Origin of the sequence: Thioalkalivibrio sp. XN279, from assembly GCF_011089885.1 — a bacterium.
In the GTDB taxonomy this organism is placed as follows: domain Bacteria; phylum Pseudomonadota; class Gammaproteobacteria; order Steroidobacterales; family XN24; genus XN24.
The window spans coordinates 24,338-39,198 of the sequence record NZ_JAANBD010000029.1 but is presented as its reverse complement, the minus strand read 5'-3'; the positions used below and the strand labels follow the sequence as shown (position 1 = coordinate 39,198).

The window sequence follows — 14,861 nt, the reverse complement described above, 5'->3', positions numbered from 1 at the left end:
TCAGTAGTGCGGTGGCGCCTCTTCTTCCGCCACGTAATCACGCGGCCGCTGCTCGAGGGCCTGCAGCCGGTCGGCGAGGCGGGCCAGCCGCGCCTCGAGCTGGTCGATGGACTGCTGCTGGCGGTAGATCACGTCGCTCAGCTCCTGGTTGGCGCGCTCCAGGTACGCCAGCTTGAGCTCGAGCTCGTCGAAGCGTGGGTCGTCAGCCATCTGGGCTTCCTTGTGCGACACGGCCTGCAGGATACCGCAGGGTTACGGCCCGGCCATAAAGAAAGGGGCCGGCACGCCGACCCCTTTCGCTCGCGGTGTGCGGGCCCCATGCGTGCCGTTCGGTTCACCTTGTCGCGGAATGTCTCCGCGGTGCGCCGGAGGCCGCTATGCGGCTGTTCTCGGCGCGGTGTCCGGGCGCATGGCCGTGCACCGGTGCCGCAATCGGACCAGCGCCGGGCGCTGCAGGTCTTGCGTGTGCGCGGGACCCGATCTGGGTCGGCTACCGGCACCGGGCCGGGCTGCACACTGCCTTGGAATCCGTTCGCGTGCAGCTTGAACATAGGCCGCGCCGCGACGGCTGTCGCTAGGGATTTTCCGCAGCCCGGGCAGCGGAACTCTGGCTGTCTTTTTGCCCGTCCAGGGTCCAAGCTTGAGGTGAACCTTCCGCACCCGGAGGTCTGCCATGAAACTCCCCATCAAGGACCGCATTGCCGCCGGCCGCGCGCTGGCCGGGCTGCTGGTGGACAAGTATCGCGACCGTGACGTGATCGTGCTGGGGCTGCCGCGCGGCGGCGTGCCCGTGGCCGCCGAGGTGGCCCGCGCCCTCGATGCGCCGCTGGATATCCTCAACATCCGCAAGCTGGGCGTGCCGTTCAATCCCGAGCTGGCCATGGGCGCCGTCGCCAGCGGCGGCATTCGCGTGCTCAACCCGGACGTGATTCGCCGTGCCGGCATCGGGCACGACGCGCTGGAAGAGGTCGTCTCCATGGCGACGCGCGAACTGGAGCGTCGGGAGCGCCTGTACCGGGGCGATCGCGCGCGCCCGGCGCTGGCTCATCGTTGCGTCATCATCGTCGACGACGGCGCCGCCACCGGCGCCAGCATGGATGCGGCCGTGGAAGCAGCGCGCCAGCTGGACCCGGAGCGGGTGATTGCCGCCTTCGCAGTGGCGCCGGCCGAGGTCGTGGAAAAGCTGGAAGCGCATGCGGAGGAGGTCGTGTGCCTGGCCACGCCCGAGCCGTTCTACGCTGTGGGCTCGTGGTACCAGGACTTCGGCGCCGTCTCCGACGAGGAGGTGCGCCGCCTGCTGCGGCCGGAGGCGGTGCCCGCCTGAGGCGCGCTCAGGCCGGCGCGGGGGCGGGCGTGGGCACCGTGCCCGCGTGGCGGGCGCCGGTAAAGCCTGGCAGGCCGCGCCAGTAGCCGTCGCAGGTACCGGTGGGCGCGAGCGCGGCGAGCGCTTCCAGCCGGGCGGGATCGGGATCGCCGGCGAGCAGGGCCGCGAAATGCTCGACGACCTGGTCCATGTGCTGTGCTTGCGGGCTGAGCCGCAGCACTTGCACGCCGGCCGCGCGTATCTCGCCGAGCAGCGGGGCCAGGTCCTGGGTCAGGGCCGACTGTGTCTGGATGCCGTTGAGCGCAAGGAAGGGTTCGCCCTCGCGCGTGCTCATGAGCCGGCCGTCCGGGTCCTCGAGGCAGGCCAGGTCGCAATGGTCCTTGGGGCGATCCTCGGCCCGCGCGGTGTAGCAGCGCGCCGACCACGCCAGCGGGATCCGTCCCCAGCCCAGCACCTCGCAGGGGCAGTCCGCCGGCGCCGCGGCGACCAGGCCCGCCGCGGTGGCGCCGGACAGCTCGAAGGGCAGGACCCAGCGGCGCATGCCCTGTGCCGCCAGCACCTGGAGCGTGCGGGCGTTGTAGATGTTCAGCGTCGGGCCGCCGACGAAGGGCACGCATTCCTCGGCCAGGATGCTCACGGCCGCCATGTCGTTGGCCTCGACCATGAAGCGGCCGTTGCGGCACAGGCGTCGCAGCACGCCGAGCTCGGACCCGGCCTCGAGCAGGGCCAGGCTGGAAAGCACGACTTCCTTGCCGGATTCCTCCAGCCAGGCCGCAATCTCGAGCCAGTCCTCGAGCCGCAGTTCGCGGCGCTTGGGACAGACCACCTCGCCGAGATAGACGACGTCCACCGGCCAGTTGGCGGCGGCGGCGTAAAAGGCCCACATGCGCTGGCGGGGCCAGAAATACTGTACCGGGCCGAGGGCGAGTTTCATTGCCATGACCTGTGGTAGGCGCCGAGCGTGGTCTGCGTGCCCTCGGAGACGGCGGCGAGGGCTTCCTGCCAGGCAGGCGTGGCGCGGAAGTTGTCGGGGTCGGCGACACAGGCGTCGATGGCGGCGCGCATCACGGCTGTCACCTGCGCCACGTAAGCCGGGCTGCGCTGGCGGCCCTCGACCTTGATGGCCGCGACGCCGGCGCGGTACAGCTCCGGCAGCAACTCGATGGAGTTCAGGCTGCTCGGCTCCTCCAGCGCGTAGTAGGTGTGGCCGTCGACGCAGAAGCGGCCCTTGCACAGCGTCGGGTAGGCCGCCTTCTCGCCGGGGCCGTAGCGGTCGATCAGCACCCCGTTCAGGCGCGACTCGAGGCCCTGCGGCGTCTCCTCCCAGCGCACGTGTGAGCCGGGCGAGCAGGCGCCGTAGGTATTCGGCGAGCGGCCGGTGAGGTAGCTCGACAGCAGGCAGCGTCCCTCGACCATGACGCACAGGCTGCCGAAGCCGAAGGCTTCGACGGGCACCGGGGATTGGGCGGCGACCTGGGTCACCTGGCGCACCGAGAGCACGCGCGGCAGCACCGCGCGGCTGATGCCGAACAGCCGGTGATACAGCTTCAACGCCTCGGGGCTGGTGGCGGAGGCCTGCACGGACAGGTGCCGCTCCAGGTCGGGCCAGCGCTCGGCGGCGTAGGCCAGCAAGCCGGTGTCGGCCAGGATCAGGGCGTCGGCGCCGAGCTCGGCGGCGCGATCCACTGCCCGCGTCCATTGCGGCCAGCCGTCGGGCTGGGGATAGGTGTTGAGGGCGATCAGCACCTTGCAGCCATGGTCGTGGGCGTAGCGGATGCCGCGCACGATGTCCTTGTCGGTGAAGTTCAGGCCCGCGAAGTGCCGCGCGTTGGTGGCGTCGCGAAAGCCGAGGTACACGGAGTCGGCGCCCGCATCGACGGCGGCGCGCAGCGAGGGCAGGTTGCCGGCAGGACAGAGCAGTTCCACGGTGGTCCCCGGGTTCTGGTCGAGGGCGCTCAGGATAGCCACCGCAAAGGCCGGGCGTTTTGACGGAGGTCAATGCCGCGGCGCCGGGATGGGGTATGTTGGGGCGGCTGCGCGGAGGACTTCATGCTGCCCTTGCCGAGACCCGAAACCGTCGTGCCGTTGCTGGCCAGGCCCCTGCGGCTGGTGCCGCATCCCGTGCAGCAGCGGCCCCTCGAGCTCGCCCTAGAACAGCTGTTCCGCGCCAGCGTGGCGGAAGGCGCGCTGGATTTCCTCGAGGGCCGGTGCCTGGCGGTGGAGCTGGCGGACGCGGGATGGCGCTGGCCGGTCGCGCTGGCCGACAGGAGGCTCCAGGTTCTCGCTCGGGCGCATCCCGCCGACGTCACCATCCGCGGGCAGTCATGGGATTTCTTCCTCATGGCGGCCGGCCTGGAAGACCCGGACACGCTGTTTTTCCAGCGCCGGCTGGTGATCGAGGGCGACACCGAGCTCGGTCTCGGGGTGAAGAACTTCCTCGACGGCCTCGACGAGGAGCAGCTGCCGCTGCCGGCCCAGCTCGGCCTGCGCGCCACGCGCGCGCTGCGGGCCCGGCTGCGCGCCTAAGCACGGCCCCGCGCCGGTTGCCGATATACTCCCCGGCACGAGGCTGCGGGGGTGAATCCCCGTGAGTCCGCACAGCGAAAATTTTAGCGGGCGCCAGCGCCGGCGCGCAGAGATGCAGAGCGAGGGCCGATCCATGCACAACCCGACACCGGTCCGGACCGGGGCAAGACGACTGGCACGGCTCAACGTGCTGGCACTCGCCCTGTTGCTGTCCGCCTGTGGCGGGGGTAGCGGGGGCGGCGAGGTGCGGCAGCTCGTCGCCGATGCGTCCGGCAGCGCGACGGGCGTGGTGGGCCAGCCGGTGGCCGAGACGCCCGTCGTCAGGGTCGTCGACGGCAGCGGCGCGCCCGTGGCGGGCGCCGTGGTGACGTTCCGGGCGGAGCCGGCGGGCGCGTCCGCAGCGCCCGCCACCGTGACCACAGGCGCCGACGGGCGGGCCCGGCCTTCGACCTGGGTGCTCGGGACCCGTGTCGGCGTCAACACGCTGGTCGCGGGCCTGCAGGGCACCAGCAGCGAGCGGCGTTTCAACGTCACCGCGCAGGCCGGACCCGCGGCGGAGGTCCTGCCGGCCAGTGTCCAGGAGCAGTTCGGCGATATCGGCGCGGCGGTGGACAGGCCGCCGTCCGTGCTCGTGGTCGACCGTTTCGACAACCCGGTGGCCGGCGCCCGCGTAACGTTTGCCGTGGTACAGGGCGGCGGGACCCTCTCCAGCACCAATGCCACCAGCGATGCCCGCGGGATCGCGCGCGTGGAAGCCTGGACCCTCGGCGACACCGCGGGGCTGAACGAGGTGCGCGCCACCCTCGACAGCGTCGGCAGCGTGGCGTTCACGGCGGTGGCCCTGGAGCCGCTGGCGCTTGCCATCGACGGCATCCAGCTCAACCAGTCCACCCAGACGGCGGACGGTGATATTCCCGCCGTGGCGGGCCGGCCGGGCCTGCTGCGGGTGATCGTCAGCGCCTCGCGCCCGAACGAGCTGGCTCCCGACGTGCGCGTGCGCCTGTTCCGCGACGGCATACAGCAGTGGGAGCGCATTCTGCCTGCGCAGTCCGTCGGCGTGCCCATGGAGCCGTCGCTCGCCTCGCTCGACCAGACCTGGAACATCGAGCTGACGCCCGCAGAGGTGCAGCCCGGCGTCGCGGTCGAGGCGGTCGTTGACCCGGCCGGGGAAATCGAGCTGGGGTCGCGCGAAGACACGCGCTTCCCGCGCGGTTCCGGCCAGGCGCCGCTGGTGGTGCAGGCGCCGCCGCCGCTGCGCGTGCTGTTCATTCCCATCGAGGCCTCGCGCCACGGCGCCACCGGGCAGATCTCCGCCTCGAACCTCGACGACTTCCTGCTCAACTCGCGCCGCTGGCTGCCGGTGAACTCTATCGAGGCCGAGGTGCGCGGCACGCCTTTCGTGACCGACCGGGACCTGACCGACCAGGACGAGATCGGCGGCCTGCTCAGCGACCTGCTCGCCGTGCGCGCGTCCGAGCCGGCCGGCGATCGCTACTACCACGGCATCATGCCGGACGTGCAGGACATCCCGGTGGCGGGCATTGCCTATGTCCTGAGCTCACCCTCCCGTCCGGAGCGCGTCGGCCTGAGCTACGACCGCCTGCCCTTCGCGGCAGAGACGGTGGCCCACGAGCTCGCCCACAATTTCGGCCGGCTGCATGCCCCCTGCGGCGACGCCGACGGCGAGGATCCGGATTTCCCCTATCCGGACGGCGGCATCGGCGTGCCCGGCTACAGCATCGGCGACGGGCTGCTGCGCGGCCCGGCCGGCTACTTCGACTACATGGGCTACTGCCGGCCGCGCTGGACCAGCGATTACAACTATCGCGCCATACTGCAGTGGCGCGTGGCGGATACGCTGGCCGACAGCGGCGATCCGGCCGGGGCGCTGGCCGATGCGCCGGCTGCGATGGAGTCCGGCCTGCTGCTGTGGGGCCGGATGCACGGCGGCGGCGTCGAGCTGAACCCCGCGTTCGTGCTTCAGGCGCGCCCGCTGCTGCCCGACGCTCCTGGCCCGCACCTGCTGCGCGGCCTGGGGGCTGATGGCAACGTCGTATTCGAGTTCTCCTTCGCCGCTGCGCGAGTGCCGCATACGCGGCATGCCGACGAGGAACAGTTCGCCTGGTTCGTGCCGCTGGCGCCGGCGCAACTGGCTTCGGTCGACCGGGTCGAGCTGGCCAGCCCGCTGGGCACTGCACGACAGTCCTTGCCGGCAAGAATCGAGCCGCAGGCGCCAGTTGCGCTGGCCGATGCACCCGGGCCGGACACGGCAGCGGAGCGGCTGCCCGGCGGAGGACTGCGCGTCCGCTGGGATGCCGGCCGCAACCCGGTGGCGCTGCTGCGGGATCGTCGTTCCGGCGACATCATCGGCATCGGCCGCAGCGGCGAGCTGCGCATCCCCGGGGCTGCAGCCGCCGGGCTGGAGCCCGAGCTGCTGCTGCCGGACGGGGTGCGCACCCGCCTCGACCCGCCGCAGGAGACCAGGTGACGTCCCGGTGGCGGGCGGGCGGCGCCGCTGTTTGGCCGGCCTCCGTGCTGACCGCCTTGGCGGTCGCCGTGACGGCAGCCGGGTGCACGTCCCTGCCGCCACGCGAGGCCGAGTCGGCCCGGATGGAGATGAGCAGGATCCTTGAGCGCGACGCGGTGCTGGTGCGCGGCTGGCTCGGCGAGGCGGACGCCTGTCTCGAGCCGGTGATCCCGCTGGCGACGGCCCCGGCCAGTGCTGGTGAGGCTGCAGGTCCATATCGGCTGCGAGGCTTTGCCGACAACGATGAAGCCCTGTTCGATGTGCGCCTTGGCGAGGCAGGGCTGGTGGCGGTGGCGGGGCAGGCGCAGCGCCAGTTTGCTGCCGCAGTGCTTCTAAATCCGGGCGGAGCGCAGGCGCTCGCGCGCGTCGTACTGGAGGCCGGGGAGACGAGCGTCACGCGCCGCGCGGTCCGCACTGCGGCGGAGCTGCGCGCCGCCCTGGCCGGCGTGCAGATCTCTACGCTGCCCGATGGCCGCACCGGCGTGCGCTGGGATGCGGACCAGTTTGCGCTGCTGCAGCTCAGCGACCCGGCGACAGGGTCCGTGCTGGCGCTGGACCGCGATGGCGAAGTGACGGTGACGGCGCCACATGGCGCGCTCGAGGTCGCCCTGTCGGATGGCGTGCGCAGCGCGGCCGCGCTGTTCGCGCTGCGCTGAGCGATAGTCGCCGGGCGCTTTGACCGCGCCCGCGGCCTCGGCTATGTTCACGCATCGAGTGAGGAGTCACTCCTACTGCGTTGCAACATAAATAGAAGAGGCCGCTTCCCATGAATCCAGACAACTCGCGCGCGCATGCGCGTAGTCGTCGCGTCCGGTGGCTCGGCGCGGCGCATCTCGTCGCCGCCCTGGTCCTCACCGGCTGCGGTGGCAGCAGCAACAATTCACCTCCGGTCGTAGAGCCGCCGCCGCCGCCCGACCTGGTGAACGCGGGTCCTGACGGCCCGGTGGCGACCATCCGTCGCACCACCAACGGCATTCCGCACATCCGCGCCGAGAACCTGGAGTCGGCCGCTTTCGGCATGGGCTATTCCCAGGCACAGGACCTCGTTTGCCACCTGGCCGACGCCTTTGTGAAGGCGCGCAGCGAGCGGGCGAAGTACTTCGGCCCCGGCCCCGGCAACATCCACATCATCAACGACTTCAGCTACCTGGCGCAGCGCATCCGCAGCGGCGCGGCCGCCGACTTTGCCGCCATGACCGACGAGTCGCGCGCCATGGTGGTGGGCTTCACCGCGGGCTACAACAAGTACGTGCGCGAGACGGATCCCGCCGACCTGCCGCCCGAGTGCCGCAACGGCCCGTGGGTGAAGGAGATCGGGCCCGAGGACCTGGTGGCGCACTATCGCATCGTGGCGCAGTACGCCAGCGGCGACCTGTTCGCCACCGGCGCGGTGTTCATCGCCGTGCCGCCGGGCGTCGATCCGACCCCGGTCCCGGTCGCGGCGGTGGAAGACCGCGCGGTCATGGACATCTTCGAGCAGACGCCGATGCTGGCGCGCCAGCATGCCGGCGAGCGCGAGGATTACGTGGACACCGGTCTCGCCAGCAACGCCTGGGGCATCGGCAGCGAGATGAGCGAGAACGGCCGCGGCGCGCTGCTGGCCAACCCGCACTTCCCCTACACCGGCGTGCGGCGCTTCTACGAGAGCCAGGTCACGGTGCCTGATTTCATCAACTACCGCGGCGCCGGCCTGCATGGCACGCCGATCCCGCTGATCGGCTTCAACGAGAACCTCGGCTGGTCGCACACCGTGAGCACCAGCCGCCGCTTCACCCTCTACGAGCTCACGCTGAAGGACGGCGACCCGCTCACCTACATCAAGGGTGGCGAGGAGAAGCCGATCACCGTGGAGACCTTCGAGATCCAGGTGAACGTCGGCGCGCCTGAGCCGATCACCGTCTCGCGCGACTTCTACTTCTCCGAGTACGGCCCGATGCTCGCCGCCGACGCGGTCACCAGCGGCGGGCTGCCGGCGTGGGGCGGTGTCGGCACCAAGGGCGTGCCCGCGGCCTACAGCTATCGCGACGCCAACGCCGACACCAACGGGTTGCTCGATACCTGGCTGCGCATGGGTCAGGCGAGCAATCTCGAGGAGTTCCAGACCGTGTTCAAGGAGTGCCGTGGCACGCTGTGGGTGAACACCACCTACGCCGACGACCAGGGCAACGCCTTCTACATCGACAGCAGCTCCGTGCCCAACCTGTCGCCGATCGCGCTCGGCGTGATCGCGGCGAAGCGAGCCGCCAGCCCGGCCTACAACGCGCTATTCAATGGCGGCCTGACGCTGCTCGACGGCGACAGCATCCGCGACGACTGGATCGCCGGGCGTTGCGGCATCGGCCTGGTGCCCTATGAAGGGAAGCCGAAGCTGGTGCGCAGCGACTTCACCCAGAACTCCAACGACAGCTACTGGTCGACCAACGTGAATGCGCCGCTGGAGGGCTTCTCGCCGCTGTACGGCCCGGAGCGCAGTGCGCTCAACCCGCGCACCCGCATCGGCACCTTCATGCTGCTGAACCCGGCCAACCCCGGTTTCGCCGACAGCCCGCCGGCCGGGCAGGACGGTAAGTTCGGCGCCGAGGACCTGATCAACGTCATCCACAACAACCGCAGCTGGTACGCCGAGGAATTCCTGGGTGAGCTGCGCGCGCGTTGCACTGCCATCGGCGCTGGCGAGGTCAACCTCTCCGCAGGCGGTACCCGCAGCGTGGCCTCGGCCTGCAGCGTGCTGGCGAACTGGGACGGCGTCTACGAGCAGGACAGCGTCGGCGCACACGTGTTCCGCGTCTTCATCGTCGACTACCGCAACAAGTTCGGCAGCCACCTGACCGTGCCCTTCGACGCCGCCGACCCGATCGCCACGCCGGGCGTGCCGGCGCCGGCGGACGCGGGCGACCTGGCCAACGATCCCATGCTGGTGTCGCTGGCCGACGGCCTCGAGCGGCTCGACCAGGCGCAGATCGCCTATGACGCGCCGCTCGGCACCGTGCAGTACTTCCAGCCTTCCGGCGGGGCGCCTCCGGGCGGCACGGCGGTCAACCTGGGACCGTCGTTCCCCTGGCATGGCGGTGACGGCTCGCTGGACGGCGCCTTCAATGCCATCGGCGTGGTCAGCTCGCCGGTAGCAGAGGACACGCGCCTGCCGCGCGTCACGTCGCCCACCATCCCGCAGACGGCCGGACTGTCGACCACGCCGGGCGAGGGCTGGAACATGGCCCGCGGCACCAGCTGGCACTTCGGCCTCGAGTTCACCGACGACGGCCCGCGCGGCTTCGGCCTCGTGAGCTACTCGCAGTCGGTGGACCCGGCCTCGCCGTTCTTCAACGACCAGAACCTGCGCTACTCCAACAAGGACTTCCGCCAGCTCTGGTTCAGCGAGGCTGACATCGCAGCCAACCAGATCGACGAGATCACCATCAGCGAGTGATCTTCAGCGCGTAATCGCGCAACCCCATCGGGGTCGGGTCTGGCATCATCCTCTTGATGCCGGATCCGACCCCGAGTTTTTTCCTGGCCCTGGACCAGGGCAGCCACGCCAGCAAGGCCTTCCTGTTCGATGGCCACGGCCGGGTGCTGGGTGCGGGCGAGGAGCCCCTGGCGACGCGCCATCCGCACGAGGGCTGGGTCGAGCACGACGCCGAGGCGGTGCTGGCCTCGCTGCGCGGGGCGATCGACACGGCGCTGGCCAACGCCGACCTGGATGGCGCCGCAATGCCGTCGGGGACGCTGGTCGCCGGCCTCGCCGTGCAGCGCTCCAGCGTAGTGTGCTGGGACCGCGACAGCGGGCGCGCCTTGTCGCCGGTGCTGTCGTGGCAGGACCGACGCCATGCCGACTGGCTGGCCCGCCAGGCGCTCGATCCTGGCCGCGTCGGTGAAATCACCGGCCTCGTCGTTTCGCCGCACTACGGCGCCAGCAAGCTGCGCTGGTGCCTGGACGAGCTGCCCGAGGTTGGCGCCGCGGCGCGCGCCGGACGCCTGTGCATGGGCCCGCTGGCGAGCTTCCTTGCCTTTCGCCTGTTGGACGAGCGGCCGTGCGTGGCCGACCCGGCGAATGCCGCACGCACGCTGCTGTATGACATTGATGCCGGAGACTGGTCGGACGAGCTGCTGGAAGCCTTCGCCATTCCGCGCACGTGCCTGCCACGCTGCGTGCCGAGCCGGTATCGCTTCGGCACGCTGGCAGTGAGTGAGGCGGAGGGCGAGGGCAGTGGCCATGGCGACTGCGCGGCGACGCTGCGCGTGCTCACCGGCGACCAGCCCGCGGCGCTGTTCGCCTGGGGCGAGCCGGCGCCGGAGGCGCTGTTCGTGAACATCGGCACCGGGGCTTTCGTGCAACGGGTCGGCGCCGATACGCCACCACAGGCTGAGGGCATGTTGCGTGGTGTCGTGCTGAGCGACGCCGCGCGGCGGCTCTATGTTTCCGAGGGCACGGTGAACGGCGCCGGTGCCGCGCTGGCCTGGCTTGCCGCGGCGCGCGACACCAACGTGGAGCGGCTGGTCGGCGCCGCGCCGCGCTGGCTCGAAAAGGTGCCTGAGCCGCCGCTGTTCATCAACGGTGTGGGTGGTCTCGGCGCCCCGTTCTGGTGCCCCGATTGCCCGGTGGAGTTCAGCACGGACGCGCCGCTTGCTGCCGAGACGGTGGCGGTGATCGAGAGCATCGTGTTCCTGCTGCAGGCGAACATCGAGCGCCTCAATGGCGGCACGGAGCAGGGAGTCCCGGCGCGACGCATCGTCGTCACCGGGGGGCTGTCGAGGCTGGACGGCTTGTGCCGGCGGCTGGCGTCGCTCGCCGGGTTGCCGGTCGAACGCCCGGGCGAGGTGGAGGCCACGGCGCGCGGGCTGGCCTGGCTCCTCGGCGCCCGGGTGGGACAGCCGGCTACGCCGGAGACGTTCGCGCCGCAGGCGTGGCCCGGGCTGCGCGCCCGCTACGAGCGCTGGCGCCATTTCCTGGACCATTGCACGGGCCAGGTCGCGGGCCCTTTCACCGGTTAGCCGAGCGCGGCCCGTGCCGCTAGAATTACCCCGCTCATCTGTCCAAGGAACCCTTACATGACCCGAGTCATCCCCTCGGCCGTGCTGGCCGCCGTTTTGCTGCTGGCCGGCCTGTCTGTCGGCGCCCAGACCCCGTATCCCGCCCTGGCGCCCTCGCCGCTGCCGGGCCTGGAATACGGACGCGACATCTACCCCGCCGGTGCCGACCACGATCCCGAAGTTCCGAACCCCGACGCCTTCCTCGGCTTCCCGGTGGGCCAGCGCACCGCCACGCCCGAGCAGGTGGTGGCCTATGCGCGTGCCGTCGCGGAGGCCTCGCCGCGGGTCGAGCTGGTGGAGTACACGCGTAGCTACGAGGGCCGCCCGCTCGTCTATCTCGTCATCTCCAGCCCCGCCAACCTGGCGCGCCAGGATGAGATCAAGGCCGGTATGCAGGCCCTGGCCGACCCGCGCGACACCAGCGCCGCGGAGCGCGCGCGCCTGGTCGAGAGCCTGCCCGGCGTGGCCTGGCTGGCGTATTCCATTCACGGCAACGAAAGCTCCGGCTCGGATGCCTCGCTGGCGGTGATTCATCATCTCGCGGCGGACCGCTCCGCGGCCACGCGCGCGCTGCTCGAGGAGCTGGTGATCATTGTCGACCCGAGCATGAACCCGGACGGGCGCGCGCGCTTCGTCAAGGGGCTCACCGAGTCGCGTGGCACGCAGCCGAACGTGGACGACCAGTCGGTGCTGCACACCGGCTACTGGCCCTACGGGCGCGGCAACCATTATCTCTTCGACCTGAACCGCGACTGGATCTATGCGCGCCACCCCGAGACGCGCGGCCGCATTCCCGAGATCGCGGCGTGGCGGCCGCTGCTGTTCGTCGACGCCCACGAGATGGGCGCGCAGGACACCTACCTGTTCTCGCCGGCGCGCGAGCCGCACAACCCGCACCTGCCGCCCTACCGCCGCCCCATGGGGAATGTCTTCGCCGACGACCAGGCCGCGGCGTTCGACCGCTACGGCTACCCCTATTACTCCGGGGAGTGGCACGAGGACTGGTACCCGGGCTACAGCGATGCGTGGGCCGCGCTGCGCGGTGCGCAAGGGATCCTGTACGAACAGGCGCGCCTGGCAGAGGACGGCGTGCAGCGCCATTCGCAGCTGATCAGCTACCGCCAGTCGGTGCACCACCAGGTCATATCCTCTTTCGCCAACCTCGAGACCCTGCGCCGCGAGCGCCAGAACCTGCTCGAGGCCTTCAGCAGCGACCGGGCCGAGGTGGCCTCGGCGCGCGGGCCATACGGCAACCGCAGCTTCGTCATCCTCCCGACCGACAACCAGGGGCGTCTCGACGACCTGCTCGACCTGGCGCGGGTGCAGGGCTTCGAGGTGCACCGCCTCACGCGCGAGTTGCGCGTCGGCAGCGCCACCGACCAGCTTGGGCGCGAGTTGCGCAGCGTCGACCTGCCGGCCGGCAGTCTCGTGTTGCGCAACCGCCAGCCCGAGGGCCGGCTGCTCGCGGCGATGTTCGAGTTCGACCCGCGCATGTCCGATACCGCGCTGGCCAACGAGCGCGAGCGCATCCTCAAGGAAGGGCGCAGCACCATCTACGACACCACCGGCTGGAACATCAGCATGATGTTCGGGCTGGAGGCGCTGGAAGTGCCGCAGCATCTCGACAGCGGGCTCGAGCGCGTCGACCTGGAGGCGCCGTCCGCGACCGCGGCCGTTCCGGCCGACAGCGCGGCCGCGATCGCGCTGGCGGTCTCCGGGGCTGACGACCGTTCGCTCGCCTTCGCCGGGCGCATGATGGAGCGGGGCTATTTCGTGCGTGCCAGCCGCAAGGCCTCGCGCCTCGACGACATCGACCTGCCCATCGGCTCCATCGCCGTGACGCTGGATGACAACCGCGGCAAGTCGGACTGGCAGGCCGACGCGCGCACGGTGGCGCGGGAACTCGGGCTCGCGCTGCACGCCATTAGCCATGGGCGCGCGCCGGGCGAGCTTGCCGATCTTGGCGGACAGCAGTGGCGCCTGCTGGTGAAGCCCAACATCGCCCTCGTGTCGCGCGGCATGACCAACATGCTGGATTACGGCGCCACCTGGTACGCGCTGGACCACCGCCTCGGCATCCGCCACAGCCACCTTGACGAGGGGCGCATCGGCGCCTTCGACCTCAGGCGCTACAACGTCATCTACCTGCCCGAGCGCTGGAGCCGCGACGGCCTGCCAGCCGGACTGTCCGGCGCGCTGGAGGAGTGGGTGCGCGCCGGTGGCACGCTGATCGCGGTGGGCAACTCGGCGCGCGCGCTGATGAGCGGCGACGAGCCGCTGGTGAACACCCGACCCATCGAGGCCGTGATCGGCGAGGAGCTGGCCGAGTACCAGGACGCGATTTACCGCGAGTGGCTGGCGGCGCAGCCGCTGCCGGCGGCCGAGTCCACCTGGGGCCGGGCGGCCGTGACCGCCGCCGAGTACCCCTGGGACGGCGCCGGCGAGCTGCCCGAGCCGGAGGCGCGCAAGCGCGTCGACAGCTGGCAGTCCATGCTGATGCCTTCGGGCGCCATCGTCGCCACGCGCGTGGACACGGCGCATTGGCTGGCAGCGGGCACGGGCGACGTGCTGCCGGTGCTGTTCTCCAACTCGCCGGTGCTGATGTCGTCACCGCCGGTCGAGGCGCCGTTCCGCATCGGCGTCTACGACCCCGCCGATGTCGGGGCCGCGACGCTGAACTGGGCGCCGGTGCCGGCCGGACAGGAAGTGCGGGTACGCATGTCCGGCCTGCTGTGGCCCGAGGCGCGCACGCGCATCGCGTCCGCGGCCTGGGTCACGCGCGAAAGCGTCGGCCGCGGCCAGGTGATCCTGTTCGCCAGCGCGCCGGCTTTCCGCGCCGCGCAGCTCGGGGCGATGCGGGTGCTGGAGAACGTGCTGGTGCTGGGGCCGGGCATGGGGACGAGCCAGCCGGTGCCGTTGCCTTAGGGGGGCTCCCTCAAGCCGAGCAGCGGCGGGGCGCTATCACTCCCGCCAAATGCAAAGCGGCCGGGCCTGATTCAGGCCCGGCCGCGTCTTCTAAATGGCTGAGGGCTCAGCTACCAGCAGCCCTCTGGCTCCCTCGTCACGCCGGCCAGATTGACGATGATCGTAAGCTCTTCGCATCCTGCCCCGCTGAACTGCGCCGCTTCGCGCGCCGCCTGCTTGCCTACAGCCGTGGCGACTGCCTCGTAGCTGGTCCGGCCAGCTGCCGTGATGGTGTATGAGTACTTGTCAGTCTCACCGAGCGCGGTGAGCTGCGCCGCCAGGGCGGTAGCGTCTGCGTACACCCCGTTGTCACGGCGCCAGGCCTCCTGCAGCAGCTCAATCTGCTGCAGGGTGCTCTTGGCCTCGTCCCGCGCCGCCTTGGTGATGAAGCGGTTGTAGGACGGGTAGGCGATGGCCGCGAGGATGGCCACGACCGCGATCGTGATCATCAGCTCGATCAGCGTGAAACCGCGTGTCGTTTTCGCCAAT

Annotated in this window: 11 protein-coding genes; 7 read left to right on the top strand and 4 right to left on the bottom strand. The window is 70.9% G+C overall.

The features are described from left to right. Positions 1 to 210 carry a SlyX family protein gene (locus G8346_RS13010; RefSeq protein WP_166052020.1) on the bottom strand — a complete coding sequence of 70 codons (210 nt, stop codon included), beginning with the start codon at positions 208 to 210 and terminating at the stop codon, positions 1 to 3. 463 nt (positions 211 to 673) lie between these two features. Here G8346_RS13010 and G8346_RS13005 point away from each other — a divergent pair, with 463 nt between their 5' ends. Continuing rightward, complete coding sequence (locus G8346_RS13005) at positions 674 to 1,324, top strand: phosphoribosyltransferase (RefSeq protein WP_166052018.1); 651 nt, start codon at positions 674 to 676, stop codon at positions 1,322 to 1,324. Between the two features lie 7 nt (positions 1,325 to 1,331). On the opposite strand, the gene G8346_RS13000 is transcribed toward G8346_RS13005, so the two are convergent. Both G8346_RS13000 and G8346_RS12995 read right to left on the bottom strand, forming a co-directional pair. Continuing rightward, positions 1,332 to 2,258, bottom strand: a complete 927-nt coding sequence (locus G8346_RS13000; RefSeq protein WP_166052016.1) for a U32 family peptidase — start codon at positions 2,256 to 2,258, stop codon at positions 1,332 to 1,334. Then, positions 2,255 to 3,250, bottom strand: coding sequence for a peptidase U32 family protein (locus tag G8346_RS12995; RefSeq protein WP_166052604.1), 996 nt, complete (start codon positions 3,248 to 3,250; stop codon positions 2,255 to 2,257). Before G8346_RS12995 ends, G8346_RS13000 begins: the two co-directional genes overlap by 4 nt. Positions 3,251 to 3,373: 123 nt before the next feature. Between G8346_RS12995 and G8346_RS12990 the strand changes: the two genes are divergently transcribed. From G8346_RS12990 to G8346_RS12965, 6 genes are all read left to right on the top strand, one after another. Then, positions 3,374 to 3,850 carry an SCP2 domain-containing protein gene (locus G8346_RS12990; protein ID WP_166052014.1) on the top strand — a complete coding sequence of 159 codons (477 nt, stop codon included), beginning with the start codon at positions 3,374 to 3,376 and terminating at the stop codon, positions 3,848 to 3,850. Between the two features lie 133 nt (positions 3,851 to 3,983). Next, a complete protein-coding gene (locus G8346_RS12985; protein WP_166052012.1) occupies positions 3,984 to 6,338 on the top strand; it encodes a hypothetical protein in 2,355 nt (784 codons plus the stop codon). A gap of 128 nt (positions 6,339 to 6,466) precedes the next feature. Continuing rightward, positions 6,467 to 7,033 (top strand): hypothetical protein, encoded by a 567-nt coding sequence (locus G8346_RS12980; protein ID WP_166052010.1) that lies wholly within the window; start codon positions 6,467 to 6,469, stop codon positions 7,031 to 7,033. Positions 7,034 to 7,143: 110 nt separating this feature from the next. Then, positions 7,144 to 9,804: a penicillin acylase family protein gene (locus tag G8346_RS12975; protein WP_166052008.1), complete on the top strand. Its 2,661-nt coding sequence runs from the start codon at positions 7,144 to 7,146 to the stop codon at positions 9,802 to 9,804. Positions 9,805 to 9,860: 56 nt separating this feature from the next. Then, positions 9,861 to 11,369 carry an FGGY family carbohydrate kinase gene (locus G8346_RS12970; protein WP_166052006.1) on the top strand — a complete coding sequence of 503 codons (1,509 nt, stop codon included), beginning with the start codon at positions 9,861 to 9,863 and terminating at the stop codon, positions 11,367 to 11,369. A 57-nt stretch (positions 11,370 to 11,426) separates the two neighbouring features. Continuing rightward, entirely contained in the window at positions 11,427 to 14,333 is a 2,907-nt protein-coding gene (locus tag G8346_RS12965; protein WP_166052004.1) for a M14 family zinc carboxypeptidase, read from the top strand. A 110-nt stretch (positions 14,334 to 14,443) separates the two neighbouring features. Here the strand turns inward: G8346_RS12965 and G8346_RS14885 are convergent, their stop codons facing one another. Beyond that, a complete protein-coding gene (locus G8346_RS14885) occupies positions 14,444 to 14,860 on the bottom strand; it encodes a type IV pilin protein (protein ID WP_166052002.1) in 417 nt (138 codons plus the stop codon). Position 14,861 lies beyond the last annotated feature (1 nt).

Bases quoted from the DNA above. Each gene is read 5' to 3' on its own strand.
- G8346_RS13010 (WP_166052020.1), bottom strand. From the start codon at position 210: ATGGCTGACGACCCACGCTTCGACGAGCTCGAGCTCAAGCTGGCGTAC.
- G8346_RS13005 (WP_166052018.1), top strand. From the start codon at position 674: ATGAAACTCCCCATCAAGGACCGCATTGCCGCCGGCCGCGCGCTGGCC.
- G8346_RS13000 (WP_166052016.1), bottom strand. From the start codon at position 2,258: ATGAAACTCGCCCTCGGCCCGGTACAGTATTTCTGGCCCCGCCAGCGC.
- G8346_RS12990 (WP_166052014.1), top strand. From the start codon at position 3,374: ATGCTGCCCTTGCCGAGACCCGAAACCGTCGTGCCGTTGCTGGCCAGG.
- G8346_RS12985 (WP_166052012.1), top strand. From the start codon at position 3,984: ATGCACAACCCGACACCGGTCCGGACCGGGGCAAGACGACTGGCACGG.
- G8346_RS12980 (WP_166052010.1), top strand. From the start codon at position 6,467: ATGAGCAGGATCCTTGAGCGCGACGCGGTGCTGGTGCGCGGCTGGCTC.
- G8346_RS12975 (WP_166052008.1), top strand. From the start codon at position 7,144: ATGAATCCAGACAACTCGCGCGCGCATGCGCGTAGTCGTCGCGTCCGG.
- G8346_RS12970 (WP_166052006.1), top strand. From the start codon at position 9,861: ATGCCGGATCCGACCCCGAGTTTTTTCCTGGCCCTGGACCAGGGCAGC.
- G8346_RS12965 (WP_166052004.1), top strand. From the start codon at position 11,427: ATGACCCGAGTCATCCCCTCGGCCGTGCTGGCCGCCGTTTTGCTGCTG.